15 protein-coding genes and 3 tRNA genes are annotated in these 18,599 nt (G+C 61.6%); 9 read left to right on the top strand and 9 right to left on the bottom strand.

From position 1 onward, the window contains the following. Positions 1-99: 99 nt before the first annotated feature. From FHW75_RS13410 to FHW75_RS13390, 5 genes are all read right to left on the bottom strand, one after another. Positions 100-846 (bottom strand): YebC/PmpR family DNA-binding transcriptional regulator, encoded by a 747-nt coding sequence (locus FHW75_RS13410; RefSeq protein ID WP_016711997.1) that lies wholly within the window; start codon positions 844-846, stop codon positions 100-102. Positions 847-959: 113 nt separating this feature from the next. Continuing rightward, entirely contained in the window at positions 960-2,735 is a 1,776-nt protein-coding gene (aspS, locus tag FHW75_RS13405) for an aspartate--tRNA ligase (protein WP_019098464.1), read from the bottom strand. Between the two features lie 93 nt (positions 2,736-2,828). Then, entirely contained in the window at positions 2,829-3,050 is a 222-nt protein-coding gene (locus tag FHW75_RS13400) for an FmdB family zinc ribbon protein (RefSeq protein WP_003254776.1), read from the bottom strand. Positions 3,051-3,142: 92 nt separating this feature from the next. Next, positions 3,143-3,472, bottom strand: a complete 330-nt coding sequence (locus tag FHW75_RS13395) for a ribbon-helix-helix domain-containing protein (protein WP_019098463.1) — start codon at positions 3,470-3,472, stop codon at positions 3,143-3,145. Positions 3,473-3,642: 170 nt separating this feature from the next. Next, positions 3,643-4,116, bottom strand: coding sequence for a Dps family protein (locus FHW75_RS13390; protein WP_003254783.1), 474 nt, complete (start codon positions 4,114-4,116; stop codon positions 3,643-3,645). 281 nt (positions 4,117-4,397) lie between these two features. On the opposite strand from FHW75_RS13390, the gene FHW75_RS27000 reads away from it, so the two are divergent. Next, on the top strand, positions 4,398-4,991 hold the full coding sequence (locus FHW75_RS27000; RefSeq protein WP_019098462.1) for a cold-shock protein: 594 nt from the start codon (positions 4,398-4,400) through the stop codon (positions 4,989-4,991). 60 nt (positions 4,992-5,051) lie between these two features. Here FHW75_RS27000 and FHW75_RS13380 read toward each other — a convergent pair whose 3' ends face one another. Together FHW75_RS13380 and FHW75_RS13375 are read right to left on the bottom strand one after the other, a co-directional pair. Then, positions 5,052-5,258 carry a SlyX family protein gene (locus FHW75_RS13380; RefSeq protein WP_016712002.1) on the bottom strand — a complete coding sequence of 69 codons (207 nt, stop codon included), beginning with the start codon at positions 5,256-5,258 and terminating at the stop codon, positions 5,052-5,054. A gap of 1 nt (position 5,259) precedes the next feature. After that, positions 5,260-5,679 (bottom strand): HIT domain-containing protein, encoded by a 420-nt coding sequence (locus FHW75_RS13375; protein WP_183673876.1) that lies wholly within the window; start codon positions 5,677-5,679, stop codon positions 5,260-5,262. 690 nt (positions 5,680-6,369) lie between these two features. On the opposite strand from FHW75_RS13375, the gene FHW75_RS13370 reads away from it, so the two are divergent. The 3 genes from FHW75_RS13370 to FHW75_RS13360 all read left to right on the top strand — a co-directional run bounded on the left by FHW75_RS13370 (position 6,370) and on the right by FHW75_RS13360 (position 10,497). After that, on the top strand, positions 6,370-7,650 hold the full coding sequence (locus tag FHW75_RS13370; RefSeq protein ID WP_019098460.1) for an OprD family porin: 1,281 nt from the start codon (positions 6,370-6,372) through the stop codon (positions 7,648-7,650). A 160-nt stretch (positions 7,651-7,810) separates the two neighbouring features. After that, positions 7,811-9,526: a proline--tRNA ligase gene (locus tag FHW75_RS13365; RefSeq protein WP_016712005.1), complete on the top strand. Its 1,716-nt coding sequence runs from the start codon at positions 7,811-7,813 to the stop codon at positions 9,524-9,526. A 20-nt stretch (positions 9,527-9,546) separates the two neighbouring features. After that, positions 9,547-10,497: a hypothetical protein gene (locus FHW75_RS13360; protein ID WP_183673875.1), complete on the top strand. Its 951-nt coding sequence runs from the start codon at positions 9,547-9,549 to the stop codon at positions 10,495-10,497. A gap of 40 nt (positions 10,498-10,537) precedes the next feature. On the opposite strand, the gene dinB is transcribed toward FHW75_RS13360, so the two are convergent. After that, a complete protein-coding gene (dinB, locus tag FHW75_RS13355; protein ID WP_161990213.1) occupies positions 10,538-11,596 on the bottom strand; it encodes a DNA polymerase IV in 1,059 nt (352 codons plus the stop codon). A gap of 220 nt (positions 11,597-11,816) precedes the next feature. Here dinB and FHW75_RS13350 point away from each other — a divergent pair. The 5 genes from FHW75_RS13350 (at position 11,817) to FHW75_RS13330 (ending at position 16,509) form a co-directional block, all read left to right on the top strand. Then, positions 11,817-11,893, top strand: a tRNA-Met gene (locus FHW75_RS13350). Between the two features lie 134 nt (positions 11,894-12,027). Then, positions 12,028-12,104 (top strand) — tRNA-Met (locus FHW75_RS13345). Positions 12,105-12,237: 133 nt separating this feature from the next. Beyond that, positions 12,238-12,314 (top strand) — tRNA-Met (locus tag FHW75_RS13340). A 260-nt stretch (positions 12,315-12,574) separates the two neighbouring features. Next, positions 12,575-15,217 carry a bifunctional lysylphosphatidylglycerol flippase/synthetase MprF gene (mprF, locus tag FHW75_RS13335; RefSeq protein WP_027615345.1) on the top strand — a complete coding sequence of 881 codons (2,643 nt, stop codon included), beginning with the start codon at positions 12,575-12,577 and terminating at the stop codon, positions 15,215-15,217. Beyond that, on the top strand, positions 15,217-16,509 hold the full coding sequence (locus tag FHW75_RS13330) for a virulence factor family protein (RefSeq protein WP_019099843.1): 1,293 nt from the start codon (positions 15,217-15,219) through the stop codon (positions 16,507-16,509). The genes mprF and FHW75_RS13330 overlap by 1 nt, the downstream gene beginning before the upstream one ends. Before the next feature lie 34 nt (positions 16,510-16,543). On the opposite strand, the gene FHW75_RS13325 is transcribed toward FHW75_RS13330, so the two are convergent. Then, positions 16,544-18,454, bottom strand: coding sequence for a potassium transporter Kup (locus FHW75_RS13325; protein WP_025755056.1), 1,911 nt, complete (start codon positions 18,452-18,454; stop codon positions 16,544-16,546). Between the last annotated feature and the right edge of the window lie 145 nt (positions 18,455-18,599).

The following is an 18,599-nucleotide window of genomic DNA, read 5'->3' as shown; positions in this document are numbered from 1 at the left end:
ACGGCCCTTTCGCGGGCAAGCCCGCTCCCACAAAGACCGCACGGCCCCTGTGGGAGCGGGCTTGCCCGCGAATAGGCCATCAAGGCCAACGAAAGAACCTTAGCCGAGGTTTTCCATGATCTCATCGGAAATCTGGGCATTGGAGTAGACGTTCTGCACGTCATCCAGGTCTTCGAGCATGTCAATCAGCTTGAGCACCTTTTCGGCACCCTCCTGGTCGAGCTCGGCGCTGGTGGTCGGCTGCATGACGATTTCTGCGTCAGCGGCCTTGAAACCCGCCTCTTCCAGGGCGTTGCGCACGGCATAGAAGCTGTTGAACGAGGTGAACACGTCGAACGAGCCGTCGTCGTTGGCCACAACGTCGTCGGCATCAGCCTCCATCGCTGCTTCCATCAACGCGTCTTCGTCCACGCCCGGCGCAAAGCTGATCTGGCCTTTGCGCTCGAACAGGTAGGCCACCGAACCGTCGGTACCCAGGTTGCCACCACACTTGGTGAAGGCATGACGCACGGCGGCGGCAGTACGGTTGCGGTTGTCGGTCATGGCTTCGACCATGATCGCCACGCCGCCCGGACCGTAACCTTCATAGCTGAGCTCTTCGACGTTATCGCTTTCGTTGGTGCCGGCACCCCGAGCCACGGCGCGATCGATGATGTCGCGGCTCATGTTGGCGCCCAGCGCCTTGTCCAGCGCCAGACGCAGGCGCGGGTTCGATGCCGGGTCAGCACCGCCTTGCTTGGCCGCAACGGTCAGTTCGCGGATCCACTTGGTGAAGATCTTGCCTCTCTTGGCATCCTGGCGCTCTTTGCGGTGCTTGATGTTCGCCCACTTGGAATGACCAGCCATAACGACTCCGAATCCTTTGTTTCACAAACAGCCCCGCCCCTGTACGGGGCGGGACGGAAAAATACCTGCGCCGAAACGCAAAGGCGCATCCATATGGATGCGCCCGGGACTGCTTACTCGACCTTGGTCTGCTCGCGCAGTCGAATGTGCAGCTCGCGCAGGGCCTTGGCGTCGACCATGCCAGGGGCCTGGGTCATGACGCATGCAGCGCTCTGGGTTTTCGGGAAGGCGATCACTTCACGGATCGACTGGGCGCCGGTCATCAGCATGACCAAACGGTCCAGGCCGAAGGCCAGGCCACCGTGAGGCGGAGCGCCGAACTTCAGGGCGTCGAGCAGGAAGCCGAACTTCTCTTCCTGTTCTTCTGCCTCGATACCCAGCAGACGGAATACCGCCTGTTGCATCTCTTTGCGGTGAATACGGATCGAACCGCCACCCAGTTCGGTACCGTTCAGAACCATATCGTAGGCACGCGACAGGGCTGTAGCCGGGTTGGCCTCGAGCTCTTCCGGGGTGCACTTCGGCGCGGTGAACGGGTGGTGCAGCGCGGTGAAGCTGCCGTCTTCGTTTTCTTCGAACATCGGGAAGTCGACGACCCACATCGGCGCCCACTCGCAGGTCAGCAGCTCGAAGTCGTGACCCAAGCGGATACGCAGCGCGCCCAGGGCTTCGCTGACCACCTTGAACTTGTCGGCACCGAAGAACACGATGTCGCCGTCTACGGCACCGACGCGGTCGAGGATGGTGTTGAGGTTGGCCTCAGGGATGTTCTTGACGATCGGCGACTGCAGGCCCTCGACGCCCTTGGCGCGCTCGTTGACCTTGATGTAGGCCAGGCCCTTGGCACCGTAGATGCCGACGAACTTGGTGTACTCGTCGATCTTGCTGCGCGGCATGCTGGCACCGCCAGGCAGGCGCAGGGCGGTCACACGGCACTTAGGATCGTTGGCCGGGCCGGCGAACACTTTGAAGTCGACGTCTTTCAGCTGGTCGGCAACGTCGACCAGTTCCAGCGGGTTACGCAGGTCTGGCTTGTCGGAGCCGTAGCGGCGCATGGCTTCTTCGAAGGTCATGTGCGGGAATTCGCCGAACTCCAGGTCCAGCACTTCCTTGAACAGCTTGCGGATCATGCTTTCGGTCAGGCCCATGATCTCGCTTTCATCGAGGAAGCTGGTCTCGATGTCGATCTGGGTGAATTCCGGCTGACGGTCGGCACGCAGGTCTTCGTCACGGAAGCACTTGGCGATCTGGTAGTAGCGGTCGAAGCCGGCCACCATCAGCAGCTGCTTGAACAGCTGGGGCGACTGCGGCAGGGCGAAGAAGCTACCGGCGTGGGTACGGCTTGGCACCAGGTAGTCACGCGCACCTTCGGGCGTGGCACGGGTGAGGATCGGGGTTTCGACGTCGAGGAAGCCGTTTTCGTCGAGGAAGCGGCGGATGCTGCTGGTGATGCGCGAACGCAGGCGCAGCTTGTCGGCCATTTCCGGGCGACGCAGGTCGATGAAACGGTAGCGCAGGCGGGTTTCTTCGCCAACGTCGGAGTACTCGTTCAGCGGGAACGGCGGGGTTTCCGCTTCGTTGAGCACGTTCAGCTGGTAGCCGAGGATCTCGATGGCGCCGGAGGCCATGTTGGCATTCACCGCACCGTCTGGGCGCTTGCGCACCTTGCCGGTGATCTGCACGACGTATTCGCTGCGCACGCGGTCGGCGGCGGCGAAGGTTTCGGCGCGATCCGGGTCGAACACGACCTGGGCCATGCCTTCGCGGTCACGGATGTCGAGGAAGATCACCCCGCCGTGGTCGCGGCGACGATGGACCCAGCCGCAAAGGGTGACTTCCTGGCCGTCCAGGCTCTCGTTCAGTTGGCCGCAATAATGGCTGCGCATCATGATGGTGGTTTCGCTTCTCGTGATTCGTGTATTCGGTGGAGGCCTTGGCCGCCCGGAGGGCTAATACTGCAAGACCCGGTCACAGCATTCAACTCAGTCGGCCTTGTCGCCGCCTGCCAGATTCTTTTTTGCCCCGGTCTTGAAGTCGGTTTCGTACCAACCATTACCGCTCAGGCGGAAGCCTGGCACCGACAGCAGCTTTTTCAGCGCCGGGGCCTGACAGGCCGGGCAATCGGTCAGCGGCGCGGCGCTGATCTTCTGCAGCACTTCCATGCGGTGCTCGCAGGATGCACATTGATAGTCATAAAGGGGCATGGGTGTCTCTCGTCAACCACAACGCTGGCTGCCGGGGCAGCAAAAAGCGGGATTATATATGGTTAACAGGCACTGCGCAGCCCGCCCGGCGATCAGCGCACACTTGGCGGGTTTTGCAGCCAGGCGACGCAGATGACCCGGATCAGCCCACTGAAGTTACGCACCCCACCCTGGCGCAAGTGCACTTCGCGGTCCACGTAGGACAACACCGCACTGACCGAACAGCGGTTAGCAGCGGCGATACGCTCCAGGATGCCCCAGTAGATGGCCTCCAGACGCAAGCAGGTGGAAAACCCGTTCAACCGCACCGAACGCGACACCGGCTGGATCTGCAACATGTCGAAATCCGCCTTGAACGGATCCATGCACTGCTTTGCCGGCCAGCTCCCCTGCCCAGCCATACGCTTGCTCGCTTGCATCATGCGCCCTACTTCCTCATCACAGGTAACAGGTGACGTATGAAGCGCTGATAGCCGGGCTTGGAGCAGCGGCAAAATCTTCCTGCACAAATACTTAATTTCTTAAACGTGAAGCAGAAACTGTGGGAGCGGGCACGCCCGCTCCCACAGTGTCAGGTGACAGCTTTGGATAACTATTTGCCGTCGAGCAGCACCCGCAGCATCCACGCGGTTTTTTCGTGCACCTGCATGCGCTGGGTCAGCAAGTCGGCAGTAGGTTCGTCACTGACCTTGTCCACCACCGGGAAAATGCTGCGCGCCGTGCGCACCACGGCCTCCTGCCCCTGTACCAGCTGGCGGATCATCTCGTCCGCCGGGGGTACACCTTCCTCCTCCTTGATAGACGAGTGCCGCGCATAGAATGCATACGAGCCCGGCGCCGGGAAGCCCAAGGCCCGGATACGCTCGGCGATGGAGTCGACCGCCAGCGCCAGCTCGTTGTACTGCTCTTCGAACATCAGGTGCAGGGTACGGAACGACGGGCCGGTGACGTTCCAGTGAAAGTTATGGGTTTTCAGATACAGCACGTAAGTATCCGACAACAGGCGGGATAGCCCATCGACGATGGACTTGCGATCTTCTTCGCTGATACCGATATCGATTGCCATGAAGCTCCCCTTTCCATAAGGCTTGAGACTCAAGCGGACGGGGACCACTGTAGCAACACTTCGCCCCTGCCGCATGTGACATGGCGCAACACATTGCCCGCCGGGCGGCCTGCGGTTTGAGTAGCCTGCGGCTTTACTGTTAAATAGGCACCGTGCCACCCGTGCGGACTGTCATTGCCGGGTGCATAGGCTGGCCTGCCACGTGTTCGCGCTCTACACCTCATGCGCACCGTGCTGCCCGCTCTTCCTGTGATCGGCCTTATCAACTGTGAGCCAACCCCATGTTCAAGATCGTCCATCTGGTGACGGGCGTGGCAGCCTTGCTGCTATCGCTCATACCCAGCCTGAAAACCGACGCGACACCCTTCCTGCAACAACCTGACGCGGTCTACCTGACACTCCTCGGCCTGCTCAACCTGGTTCTGGCCCCGGTCGTGCCCCTGTACTACCGCGGCGCGCGGCAGCAGTTGCAGCACCTTGCCTGCGCCCTGCTGGTGGTGGCGGTGGTACTGCAAACCCTGACATTGCTGGCCCGCCCGGAAATGGGCAACCTCGCCGCACTGGTCTGCGCGGCACTGGCAGTGGCCCTGCACCTGGCCGTGGGTTTTGCCCGCAGCCCGCGCAGGGCACGCAACAGCCAGCATGCCGCTCAGGATGCCGGCAATCGGGATACCGGCACCGTCAAGTGGTTCAACACGTCGAAAGGCTTTGGCTTCATTTCCCGCGATTCGGGTGATGACATCTTCGTGCACTTTCGCGCCATTCGCGGCGAAGGCCATCGCATTCTGGTCGAAGGCCAGCGCGTTGAGTTCTCGGTGATGCACCGCGACAAGGGCCTGCAGGCCGAAGATGTGGTTGCGGTCACCCGCCGCTGATTGCCACTTCATCCAGAGGCATATTTACCGGCATGCCGGCGAATATGCCTCTGCGATGCATCAATAATGAGGCGGTGGCGCCTCCTCCCCTTCGCTGCCGTACTGGCCGACCATCTCTTCATAACGCTTGATCAGCTCGGCCATCTGCGATTGCAGCCGCTCGATCACCCGCGCCTGCTCGACCACCACGTCATTCAACGCCTGGATAGTGTCATCCTGGAACGCCTGGCGGGTTTCCAGTTCGACAATACGTAACTCCAGCGACATCTCAGGCCTCCTGATAACCAGCAAGTTGCAGCCCACGCAGGCGCTGGCGAATGGCATTCAACTGATCGTCGCTGTAGGCCACCGCCGGGCACTTGCCCCACACCGGTGCCGGCCAGGCAGCATCGTCACGCTGGCGCACAATAACGTGCATATGCAGCTGGCTGACCACGTTGCCCAGGGTGGCCACGTTCATCTTGTCGGCGCCGTAGCTGGCTTTCAGCGCCTCAGCCAACAGGGTTGTTTCCTGCCACAACTGCTGCTGCTCCGCCACTTCAAGCTCGAACAGTTCGCTGATGCCGGCGCGCTTGGGCACCAGGATGAACCATGGGTAGTTGGCATCCTTGCTCAGCAGCAACTGGCACAGTGCAAACTCCCCCAGCACCAGGGAATCCTGCTGCAAACGCGAATCGAGGACGAACACGGCATATCTCCTTCAGGCAAAACCAACCCGCTTCAAGCGGAAATCAGGCCTGCAAGGATACCTTGCACACTCCCGGTAACACAGCGCTACTTTTCGCACCAAAATGAGGCCTTCTGTCCACACTCTCCACACCTGTCACCCCACAAACGACTCTGGATGAACAAGTTGCGGTAACACATTGACTTTAATGGCAGCTTTTTAAATTTTAATGATTCTCTACTCCAACACGGGCGCGAGCCGGCTTCACCCCGTGTTTACGGGACCTTCTGACCCTCGGTAGCAGGTTTTGTGAAAATTTCATGAAGTGTTGCGAATTTTGAGCACGCTTGTTGCATTCCCTTCACGCCAAGTCGGCACGACATCTGCAATGGCAGGTGAACGCGACAAATAACAACAGCGGCATTGGTTACCAGGGAGTTCCCCTAACCGAAACCGGTAATTACAGGTTTGTTACGGTGACAGGAACAGCGCTGGCGTTGTACGGCCCTAAACCGGGGCGTGATTTGCGACATGGAAATACCTAAAAGCGACAGGGTGAAAAAGTTCCGAAAAGAGTGCTTATAGCCATATCGCCAACAACAGTCAGCGTGCTATACATTTTCGCCGACATAACAAGAAAGAGCTGCTCCATATAACTAAAACACATGGATGCAGCGGTACTCTTCCTAAAAACCAAAGGAGCAAATCACGATGCGCGTGATGAAGTGGAGCATGATCGCCCTGGCCGTTGCGGCAGGGACCTCGCAGTTGGCAATGGCCTCGGCACAAGACGAGTCCAAAGGTTTCCTCGAAGACAGCAAGCTGAACGTAAAAACCCGCATGCTGTACTTCAGCCGTGACTTCCGTAACAACGACAGCGGCAAGAGCCGCGTCGAAGAAACCGGCCTGGGCTTCCTGGGTACCTTCGAGTCGGGCTTCACCCAAGGCACCGTGGGCTTCGGCGTTGACGCCATCGGCATGCTGGGCCTGAAACTGGACAGCGGCAAAGGCCGCGCCGGCACCGGCCTGTTCCCGACCGGTTCCGACGGCCGTTCGCAAGATGATTACTCCGAAGGCGGCGGTGCAGTTAAACTGCGCGTCTCCAATACCGTGCTGAAGTTCGGCGACCAGTTCACCGCCCTGCCGGTATTAGCCACCGACGACAGCCGACTGCTGCCAGAAGTTGCTGAAGGCGGCCTGATCACCAGCAACGAAATCGATGGCCTGACCCTGCACGCCGGTCACTTCACTGCCCTGAACGCGCAGGCCCAGACTTACCACGACAGCCTGCGCCTGACCGAGGCCAACGTCTTCGGTGGCACCTATGCCATCAACGAAAACCTCAGCACCAGCGTCTACTACTCGCGCATCGAAGATCACTTCCGCAAGTGGTACGGCAACATCAACTGGGCGCTGCCGATCAGCGACAAACAAGGCCTGGTGTTCGACTTCAACATCTATGACACCAAGTCCATCGGCGACAACCTGACCGGCGCCTTCGTCAGCAAGGCTGACGGCAGCAACGAACTGGACAACATCGCAGCCAGCCTCTCGGCCGCCTACAACATTGGCGCCCACACCTTCACCCTGGCTTACCAGAAAGTCAGCGGCGACGGCGACTACGCCTACGGCGTCGACGGTGGCGGCACCATCTTCCTGGCCAACTCCGTTGCCCGCTCCGACTTCAACGCCGAAGACGAGAAGTCCTGGCAGGCTCGCTACGACCTGAACTTCGCCGAATACGGCGTACCTGGCCTGACCTTCATGACCCGCTATGTGCGCGGTTCCGGTGCCACGACCGAAAGCACCAACAACGGTAAGGAATGGGAACGCGACGTAGACGTCAAGTACGTGCTGCAAAGCGGCCCGGCCAAAGACCTGAGCTTGCGCGTACGTCAGGCCACCTACCGTTCCGCCGACGGCGTTTACTACGGTTCGAGCTCGATCGACGAGCTGCGCCTGATCGTGGAATACCCGCTGAGCATCCTGTAAGCCTGGCTTGCAGTGCCCCGCACCTGAAAAAGCCCGGCGATCACGCCGGGCTTTTTCTTGGCTGACAAGCGTCACGCCCTGGGGCATCCTGTACGCCTTCGTTTCCCCCCCGTACAATGCGGGGCTATTTCAACGTCTTAGGCAATCGACACGGCTAACCATGCGCACCAGTCAATATTTGCTCGCCACCCAGAAAGAAACCCCTGCCGACGCAGTGGTCATCAGCCATCAGCTCATGCTGCGTGCCGGCATGATCCGCAAACTGGCCTCCGGCCTGTACACCTGGCTGCCGATGGGCCTGCGGGTAATGCGCAAGGTCGAAGCCGTGGTACGCGAGGAAATGAACGCCGCCGGCGCCCTGGAAGTGCTGATGCCAAGCATTCAGCCCGCCGAGCTGTGGCAGGAGTCCGGCCGTTGGGAACAGTACGGCCCAGAGCTGCTGCGCCTGAAGGATCGCCACCAGCGTGATTTCTGCGTTGGCCCGACCCACGAAGAAGTCATCACCGACCTGGCCCGTAACGAGCTGTCCAGCTATAAACAGCTGCCGCTCAACCTGTACCAGATCCAGACCAAATTCCGTGACGAGATCCGCCCGCGCTTCGGCCTGATGCGTGGCCGCGAGTTCATCATGAAGGACGCCTACTCGTTCCATGCCGACCAGGCTTCCCTGCAGGAAACCTACGACCGCATGCACCAGGCGTACAGCAACGTGTTCACCCGCCTGGGCCTGGACTTCCGCCCAGTGCAGGCCGACACCGGCTCGATCGGTGGCAGCTATTCGCACGAATTCCACGTACTGGCCGAGTCCGGCGAAGACGACGTGATCTTCAGCGACAGCTCCGACTACGCCGCCAACATCGAGAAGGCCGAGGCCATTCCGCGTGAAACCGTGCGCCCTGCCCCTACCGAGGAGCTGCGCCTGGTCGACACGCCAAACGCCAAAACCATCGCCCAGCTGGTGGAAAACTACGGCCTGGCCATCGAGAAAACCGTCAAGACCCTGATCGTGCGCGGCGCCGAAGAAGGCAAGCTGATTGCCCTGGTCGTTCGTGGCGACCACGAGCTGAACGAAATCAAGGCCACCAAGCTGGAACAGGTTGCCGACCCACTGGTCATGGCCACCGAAGCCGAACTGCGCGACGCCATCGGCGCCGGTGCCGGCTCGCTCGGCCCGCTGAACCTGCCACTGGAGTGCATCATCGACCGTTCGGTTGCCCTGATGAGCGACTTCGGCATCGGCGCCAACATCGACGACAAGCATTACTTCGGCGTGAACTGGGAGCGTGACCTGCCAGTCCCTCAGGTGGCCGACCTGCGCAATGTGGTCGAAGGCGACCCAAGCCCGGACGGCCAGGGTACCCTGGTGATCAAGCGCGGCATCGAAGTGGGCCACATCTTCCAGCTGGGCACCAAGTACAGCGAAGCGCTGAAGTGCCAGGTACTGGGCGAGAACGGCAAGCCGGTAACCCTGTCCATGGGCTGCTACGGCATCGGCGTGTCCCGCGTGGTCGCCGCTGCCATCGAGCAGAGCTATGACGACAAAGGCATCATCTGGAACGACGCCCTGGCCCCGTTCCAGATCGCTCTGGTACCGCTGCGCTACGAAACCGACGTGGTCCGCGAGGCAACCGACAAGCTGTATGCCGAACTGACCGCCGCCGGCTTTGAAGTGCTGCTGGACGACCGCGACAAGAAAACCAGCCCAGGCATCAAGTTTGCCGACATGGAGCTGATCGGTATCCCGCACCGCATCGTCGTCAGCGATCGCGGCCTGGCCGAAGGCAACCTTGAGTACAAGCACCGCACCGAGCAAGACGCCCAGGCGTTGCCGCTCAATGAAGTGCTGAGCTTCCTGCAGGCCCGCGTTCGCCGCTGATAACCAATGCACGAGTGATCATGTTCAAGCGAAGTACCTTTACCCTGGGGGGCGCCGCACTGTGCGGCGCCCTGCTCGTCAGCGGCTGCGCCAACCAGATGTCCCAGCGCAGCGACCATGAGGAGCGCGTCGAGCGCAAATTGCTCGAGCACACCCTGCAGATCGATGTCGGCGAGCCGAAGGTGATGGAGCTTCCGCAACGACGTGTGCGTGTGCATGAACAGAAGCGCTTCGAAGTCACCGAGTTCGAAGTTACCCGTCGTTACGACCGCTACACGCCGTACCAGCCCTGGCGCGAGATCTACGAGATCCCGCTGGGTGCCGTGGCCGTGGTGGCGGGCGTCGGGGCCAATGTGGTCAACGTCTTCGCCTTGGGCAACCTGCCGGAAAGCATCACTCATGACTGGCTCAGCTACGGCGTGGACGGGCTCAACCCGTTCATGAACGTGCCGTCCAACGGCCGCGCCCAGCAGAACCTGGCCGGGATCAGCGAGGTGCAGAAAGGCAAGCGCGAGGAATCGACCAGCGTGCCCTGGAGCGAACGCCTGGTCGAGGTCAAGGCTGGCAAGATGACCCACGAACTGTCTACCGACAGGAACGGCGTGCTACGCCTGAACCTGCTCGACAGCCCGTTCTCGGAGCAGAACCTCAACCACATCGGCACCCTGCACCTGCAGGTACTCGACGAGGACAACGCGGTGCGTGGCGATGCCAGCCTGCTGGTCAGCGCCACCCTGCGCAACAAGCTGCTCGAAGCCCATGAGCTGATCTTCGACGACCTCGAAGATGACGATGTCGGCCAATGGGTCCACCGGGTCAAGCGCCTGTCCGAGCTGGGCCTTGAAGAAGAAGCCAGTGAAATGGAACAAAGCCTGATCGAGCTGACCCGCAACGATCCGGAGCTGCAGCAGGAGTTTCTACAGTCGCTGACCAAGGCCACTGGCCGGTTGGTGGCTGACCCTGGACTGTAGGAGCGAGCTTGCTCGCGATGGGCCGCATATGCGGCCCTTTTTATTCAGGTACAAACAATTCCAACTGCTCATGCGCCCCGCGCAAATCGCGCAACCTCACCCCCACCCCCAGCAAGCGTACCGGTTTGCCTCCACGGGCGAACGCCTGCCCCAGCAACTGTCGATAGCTTTCAAGGTCCCTGCCCGCGCCGGCCTGCTCCAGGGTTGTCTGGCTGAAGTCATGGAACTTGACCTTGACGAAGGGTTTGTCCGGCCGGTAACTGCTGTCCATGCGGGCGATGCGTTCATTCAGGCTTTCCAGCAGCTCAGGCAGCCGCGCCAGGCAGCTGGCCAGGTCTGGAAGGTCGGTGTCGTAGGTGTTTTCCACACTCACCGACTGTCGACGGCTGTCGTTGTGCACCGCACGTTCGTCGATCCCCCGCGCAAGCCCCCACAAGCGCTCGCCAAAACTGCCAAACTCGCGCACCAGCGCCAGGCGCGACCATTCGCGCAGTTCCAGACAGGTTTCAATACCCAGCCGTGCCAGTTTGTCTGCCGTCACCTTGCCCACCCCGTGCAACCTGGCCACCGGCAAGGCAGCCACGAACGCCTCCACTTCACCCGGGGTAATCACGAACAGGCCATTGGGCTTGCGCCAGTCGCTGGCAATCTTGGCCAGGAACTTGTTCGGCGCCACCCCCGCCGATACGGTGATATGCAAGGTACGGGCGACCCGCCGGCGAATATCCTCGGCAATACGCGTGGCGCTGCCCGAGTACCAATGGCTATCGCTCACGTCCAGATAGGCTTCGTCCAGCGACAACGGCTCGATCAACTCAGTGTAGTCGCGGAAAATGCCATGGATTTCGCGCGAGGCCTCTCGGTAAGCCTCGAAGCGCGGCTTGACGATCTGCAAGTCGGGACACAGTTTAAGTGCATGGCGCGACGACATGGCCGAGCGCACACCATAGGCACGCGCCTCATAGTTACAGGTGGCGATCACCCCACGGTGGTCGGGTGAACCTCCGACCGCCATGGGGCGCCCCGCCAGACGCGGGTCGTCACGCATCTCGATTGCAGCGTAGAAGCAATCGCAGTCGACGTGAATGATCTTGCGCAAGGACATGGATGGCCGTCAGCACTGTAAATTCATACAGATAGTATCGCATGCACCCTGCCCTGAAACAGCTACCCGCGCCAGCATTCGACAATTGGCCTGAAAGCCGCGCCGCGCCTGAGCTGCATCTTGCCGACGAGTGCTAAGGGTTTGAACAAAAAAGGTTTTTCCTGAATATTTGCTTGACAGCAGGAAGTAAATCCGTAGAATTCGATCTCACAGGCGCGGGATGGAGCAGCCTGGTAGCTCGTCGGGCTCATAACCCGAAGGTCGTCGGTTCAAATCCGGCTCCCGCAACCAGATTCGAGAAAAGGCCACTGTTAACGCAGTGGCCTTTTTCTTTGCCTACTGAAAGGCAATTTCAAAAAAATCTCGAAAAATCAAAGCGTAGCGCTTGACATACACATTACAAACTGTAGAATTCGCCCCAATGACGCGGGATGGAGCAGCCTGGTAGCTCGTCGGGCTCATAACCCGAAGGTCGTCGGTTCAAATCCGGCTCCCGCAACCAGATTCAAGAAAAGGCCACTGCTAACACAGTGGCCTTTTTCTTTGCCCACTGAAAAGTACGGCGAATAAAACACGTCAAATCGAAGCCAAATGCTTGACATACGATTGGCAGACTGTAGAATGCGCACCTCTGACGCGGGATGGAGCAGCCTGGTAGCTCGTCGGGCTCATAACCCGAAGGTCGTCGGTTCAAATCCGGCTCCCGCAACCATATTCGTCAGAACAAACCCCGCCTGTTTAACAGCAGCGCGGGGTTTGTTGTTTCTACGCCCCTGCATTTCATCGCTTCCTTTTCCCCGCCCCTCCAGCCATCCCGCAGGCTTGAGGCATCGTACCCCGGATGAACTATCTTTAACCCTGCCAGGCCGCTGAAAGCGCCTGAGGCCGGAGTAATATTGGATACGTTTTCCTAAGGGACTCTCACTTGGCCGCACCTTCTCTCCACCTCGCGCAGCATGCCCGGGGCAACTCATGACTTCCCATAACCCCGAACCTCCGGTGCCACTCGCCTCGGCACTGCCCGGTGCCGTGCAACGCCTGCCCTTGCTCGAACGCCTGAGCCGCTACCGCCAGCCCATCGGCCTGGCAGTGACCTTGGTGCTGTTCACCATGGCTTTGATTGCCTGCCGCCACCTGCTGAGCGAGCTGGATATCTATGCCTTGCACGACGCCATGCTCAGTGTGCCGACCCAGTCGTTGCTGGGCGCCTTTGTGGCGACGGTGGCGGGCTTCGTGATCCTGCTGGGTTACGAGTGGTCGGCCAGCCGCTATGCCGGGGTGAAGTTGCCAGTGCACAGCCTGGTGCTGGGCGGCTTCAGCGCCTTTGCCATCGGCAATGCCATCGGGCTGTCGATGCTGTCAGGCGGATCGGTGCGCTACCGGCTCTATGCACGCCAAGGGCTGGGGGCTGGCGAAGTCGCTCGCATGACGGTGTTTGCCAGCTTGTCGCTGGGCTGTGCGTTGCCTCCCCTGGCAGCCTTGGCGACCTTGAGCGACCTGCCGGCAGCCTCGGCTGCACTGGGGTTGCCGCCGGGCCTGCTGGCAGGCATCGCCATTGCCGTGCTGGTGGCATCCGCCCTGCTGGTGTTCGGCTTGTACCGCCGGCGCCTGGCCGAGCAACCGCTGGCGAACAACCTGCTGGTACAGGTGGGCCGCCGCACGCTACGCCTGCCGGGTGCACGGCTGGCGGCCCTGCAACTGCTGATCACCGCGCTGGATGTGGCAGCCGCCGCCACTGTCCTGTATCTGCTGCTGCCCGCAGCACCACCTTTCGGGGCATTCGTGCTGGTGTACCTGCTGGCGTTGGCCGCTGGCGTACTCAGCCATGTGCCGGGCGGCGTCGGGGTGTTCGAAGCGATTCTGCTGGCAGCCTTTGCCGACCAGCTCGGTGCTGCACCGCTGGCGGCCGCCCTGCTGCTGTACCGGCTGATCTATGTGGTACTGCCATTGCTGCTGGCCTGTGTACTGTTGCTGGCTAACGAAGCCCGGCGCCTGCTGTTCGCACAGCAGGCCATCAAGGTAGCTTCCGGGCTGGCCGCACCGATTTTGTCGATTCTGGTATTCCTGTCCGGCGTGGTGCTGCTGTTCTCGGGCGCCACACCCGAAATCGACACGCGCCTGGAACACATGGGCTTCTTGGTGCCGCACCGGCTTATCGATGCCTCGCACTTCGGCGCCAGCCTGATCGGCGTGCTGTGCCTGCTGCTGGCCCAGGGCCTGCGCCGGCGCCTGTCCGCCGCCTGGTTGCTGACTACCGTGCTGTTATTGGTGGGCGCCCTGCTGTCGCTGCTCAAGGGGTTTGACTGGGAAGAAGCGTGCCTGCTGACCTTCACCGCGACCCTGCTTGCCCTGTTCCGTCGCTCGTTCTACCGCCCCAGCCGCCTGCTGGAGTTGCCCTTCTCGCCGGTGTTCCTGGTGGCCAGTGCCTGCGCAGTCGGCGCTTCGGTCTGGCTGCTGCTGTTCGCCTACCAGGATGTGCCCTACAGCCATCAGCTGTGGTGGCAGTTCACACTCGATGCCGATGCCCCACGCGGCCTGCGTGCCACCATGGGCAGCGCCTTGCTGCTGGCTGCCGTGGCGCTGACCTGGCTGCTGCGCACCGCCCCTCCTGTGATCCACCTGCCCGATGAAGAGGAACTGCAGCGCGCCAACCGTATTTTGCTGGCTTCCGACCAACCCGACGGCGGCCTGGCCCTGACGGGCGACAAAGCGTTGCTGTTCCACCCGCGTGACAATGCCTTCCTCATGTACGCACGGCGTGGCCGCAGCCTGGTGGCCCTGTACGACCCCATCGGCCCGGCCCAGGAGCGTGCCGAGATGATCTGGCAGTTCCGTGACCTGTGCGACCTGCACCACGCTCGCCCGGTGTTCTACCAGGTACGTGCCGAGAACCTGCCGTTCTACATGGATATAGGCCTGACAGCACTGAAGCTGGGTGAAGAAGCCCGTGTCGACCTGCGCCGCTTCGATCTGGAAGCCAAGGGCAAGGAGATGAAAGACCTGCGCTACACCTGGAATCGCGGTGGTCGCGACGGCCTGAGCCTGGAAATCCATGAACCCGGCCACGCCCCGCTGGCAGAGCTGAAGGAAATTTCCGATGCCTGGCTCGGCGGCAAGAACGTGCGTGAGAAAGGCTTTTCGTTGGGGCGCTTCAGCCCGGACTACCTGCAACACTTCCGCATCGCGCTGATTCGCTTCCAGGGCCGCCCGGTAGCCTTCGCCAACCTGCTGGAAACCCATGGCAACGAGCTGGCAAGCCTCGACCTGATGCGTGCGCACCCCGAAGCCCCCAAGCTGACCATGGAGTTCATGATGATCGGCTTGATCCTGCACTACAAAAGCCATGACTACGCCCGCTTCAGCCTTGGCATGGTGCCGCTTTCCGGCCTGCAACCGCGGCGAGGTGCGCCCTTGACCCAGCGCCTGGGTTCGATGGTGTTCCGCCGGGGCGAGCAGTTGTACAACTTCCAGGGGCTTCGCCGCTTCAAGGACAAATTCCAACCGGACTGGGAACCCCGCTACATGGCCGTGCCGGCCGGGCTCGACCCGCTGGTAGCACTGGCCGACACCGCCGCCCTGATTGCAGGCGGCCTGACTGGATTGGTGAAACGTTGATGACCCGACGCTATTGGCTGTACCTGCTGGTCCCCCTGCTGCTGGCCGCCCTGGGTGGCGCGCTGGCGTTCTGGCTGTGGACGCGCCCGGCCCCCGAGGCGCGCCTGGAGCAATTGAGCATCAATGACACCCACATCACCCGGGTGACCCCTGGCGTACACCCGAAGGCCCGGGTAGCCATTGGTGTGCCACAGGACCAAGCATTGACCGACAAGCAACTGCTGGACCTGAGCCAGGCCGGCGAAGCCCAGCTGGTGCAGGTGGTGCTGCCGCCGAACGACTGTAGCAAACAGCAACAGGCCATGGACCAAGCCCTGACCGAATTGTCGGCAAAGCCGACGCTGGTCGCCGGTATAGGCCCTGGTGCCGCCCAGGCCTGGCGTTGGCTGGCCAGCCAGAGCGATGACAAGGCGCGGGCCATTTCAGTGGACTTCAGCCTGGAGCAACCCGGCTGTCAGGCCCCGCTGCCCAAGGCGGCACCTCATGGCCACTGGAACGTCGCCTGGAACGACAACCCGGATGACGCCAGCGCCGCTTTCGTACGTGACCAGGCGAACGCCGAAACCAGCATCAGCGACTACGACATCCACCTGCCACAAGTGCTTAAGGCCCAGCTGACCCAAGCTCTGGTTGGCCGTGACGGCAACGCCTTGGCTATTCCGGTGGTCGAGGTCCCGGCCGGGCAGACCACCGACACGGTGACCCTGTTCCTCTCCGGTGATGGTGGCTGGCGCGACCTGGACCGTGATGTGGCCGGGGAAATGGCCAAGCTGGGCTACCCGGTGGTAGGCATCGACACGCTGCGCTACTACTGGCAGCACAAGACCCCGGAGCAAAGCGCCGCCGACCTGTCCGAGCTGATGCAACATTACAGGCAGAAGTGGGGCACCAAGCGCTTCGTGCTGACCGGTTATTCATTCGGTGCCGATGTGCTGCCGGCGATCTACAACCGCCTGCCTGCCGAAGACCAGCAGCGCATCGATGCTGTGATGCTGCTGGCGTTTGCCCGCAGTGGCAGTTTCGAGATCGAAGTCGAGGGCTGGCTGGGCAAGGAAGGCCAGGAAGCACCTACCGGGCCGGAAATGGCCAGGCTGCCAGCGTCCAAGGTGGTGTGCGTGTATGGCGTGGAAGAGACCGATGAGAGCGGTTGCACCGAAAAGACTGCGGTGGGTGAACGCCTGAAGTTGCCTGGGGGGCACCACTTCGACGAGAACTACCCGGCGCTGGCCAAGCGTTTGATTGGTGAGATCGAGACGCGCCAAGGCAAATCGAGCGTCGCCGAACAGAACTGACAATGACTGGGGCCGCTTTGCGGCCCCTTGGCAATCAGATCTCGACCTGGGTCCCCAGCTCGATCACCCGGTTCAGCGGCAGGTTGAAGAAGCGCAAGTTGCCGTTGGCATTCTTCAGCAGGAAGGCGAACAGGTTACCCCGCCAGCGCGACATCCCCTCCAGCCGTGAAGCGATCACCGTCTCGCGGCTGAGGAAGTAAGTGGTGCGCATCGGGGTGAAGTCCAGATCGTCCAGGTGGCACAGTTTCAATGCCGCCGGCACGTCCGGTTCGTCCATGAAGCCAAAGTGCAGCAGCACACGGAAGAACCCGTCACCGTATGCCTCCACCTCGAAGCGCTCGTGCTCCGGCACGCGCGGGCGGTCTTCACTGACGACCGTCAGCAGTACCACCTGGCTGTGCAGCACCTGGTTGTGCAGCATGTTGTGCAACAGCGCATGGGGCACTGCGTCAGCCCGTGCGGTGAGGAACACCGCCGTGCCTTCGACGCGATGGGGCGGCTGAATACGGATACTGCTGATGAACAGCTGCAGCGGCAGTGCGCCTTCGTCGATGCGTTCGACCAGAATCTGCTTGCCGCGCTTCCAGGTGCTCATCAGCAAGTACAGCACACCACCCGCCAACACCGGGAAGGCACCGCCCTGAACAATTTTCGGCACGTTGGCGGCGAAGAACAGCCCGTCGACCAACAGGAAACCCACCAGAATCGGCACCGCCAGCACAGGGGGCCATTTCCACAGCAGCAACATGACGGCCGACACTAGAATAGTGGTCATCAGCATGGTGCCGGTCACCGCCACACCGTAGGCCGCCGCCAGGGCGCCGGACGACTCGAAACCGATCACCAGCAGCACCACACCGACCATCAGCGTCCAGTTCACCGCGCCAATGTAGATCTGCCCCTGCTCGTCGCTGGAGGTGTGCTGGATCTGCATGCGTGGAATGTAGCCCAGCTGGATGGCCTGGCGGGTCAGAGAGAACGCCCCCGAGATTACCGCTTGCGAGGCGATCACCGTGGCCATGGTCGCCAACCCGACCAACGGCAGCAACGCCCAGCCAGGTGCCAGCAGGTAGAACGGGTTACGGGCTGCGTCCGGGTTTTGCAGCAGCAGTGCACCCTGGCCGAAATAGTTCAGCACCAGCGCGGGCAGCACCAGGATGAACCAGGCCCGGGCGATCGGCTTGCGGCCAAAGTGGCCCATGTCAGCGTACAGCGCCTCGGCGCCGGTCAACGCCAGCACCACTGCGCCGAGAATGGCCACGCCCATGCCGGGGTGCACCACGAAGAAATTGATCGCCCAACCCGGGTTGAAGGCCTTCAGCACTTCCGGGCTCTGCGAGATGCCATGCACGCCCAGTGCGCCCAGCGCCACGAACCAGGTGACCATGATCGGGCCGAACAGCTTGCCGATCTTCTCGGTGCCGTGCTTCTGCACCAGGAACAATGCCACCAGCACCACCAGCGAAATCGGCACCACCCAATGGTCGATACCGTCAAACGCCAGGCCCATGCCCTCCACCGCCGACAGCACCGACACCGCCGGGGTGATCATGCTGTCGCCATAGAACAGCGAAGCGCCGATCAGGCCGCAGATCACCATCAGTGTGCGCAACCGCGGGTAGGCCGCCGTGGCACGCCGCGCCAGCGCGGTCAGCGCCATGGTGCCGCCCTCCCCCTGGTTGTCGGCACGCAGGATGAACATCACGTACTTGAACGACACCACCCACAACAGCGACCACAGGATCAATGACAGGATCCCCAGCACGCCATCATGGTTGACCGGCACCCCGTAACCGCCGGTGAAGACTTCCTTCAGGGTGTACAACGGGCTGGTGCCGATATCGCCATAAACCACCCCGACCGCCGCCACGAGCAGGCCCAGCGACCGCGCCGCGCCCTGCTTCCCCTCGTGCCCGCCCTCGGCGTGACTGCTTGCCTGAACCATCGACCACTCCCGCAGACGGCCATCACGGCCTTTAATATTCACTCTAGCGCCGGCCCCTGAAGGCACCTTCGCTCAACGGCGCGAAGCATAGCGCAGCGTTCGTCGTATTTCTGCTGGTCAAGCGACGTTACGCTCGCTAGAATTG

This window comes from Pseudomonas sp. OG7, assembly GCF_014192825.1.
GTDB classification, from domain to species: Bacteria; Pseudomonadota; Gammaproteobacteria; order Pseudomonadales; family Pseudomonadaceae; genus Aquipseudomonas; species Aquipseudomonas monteilii.
Note: the sequence above shows the minus strand (reverse complement) of the source record. Positions and strands in the feature narration are given on the sequence as shown.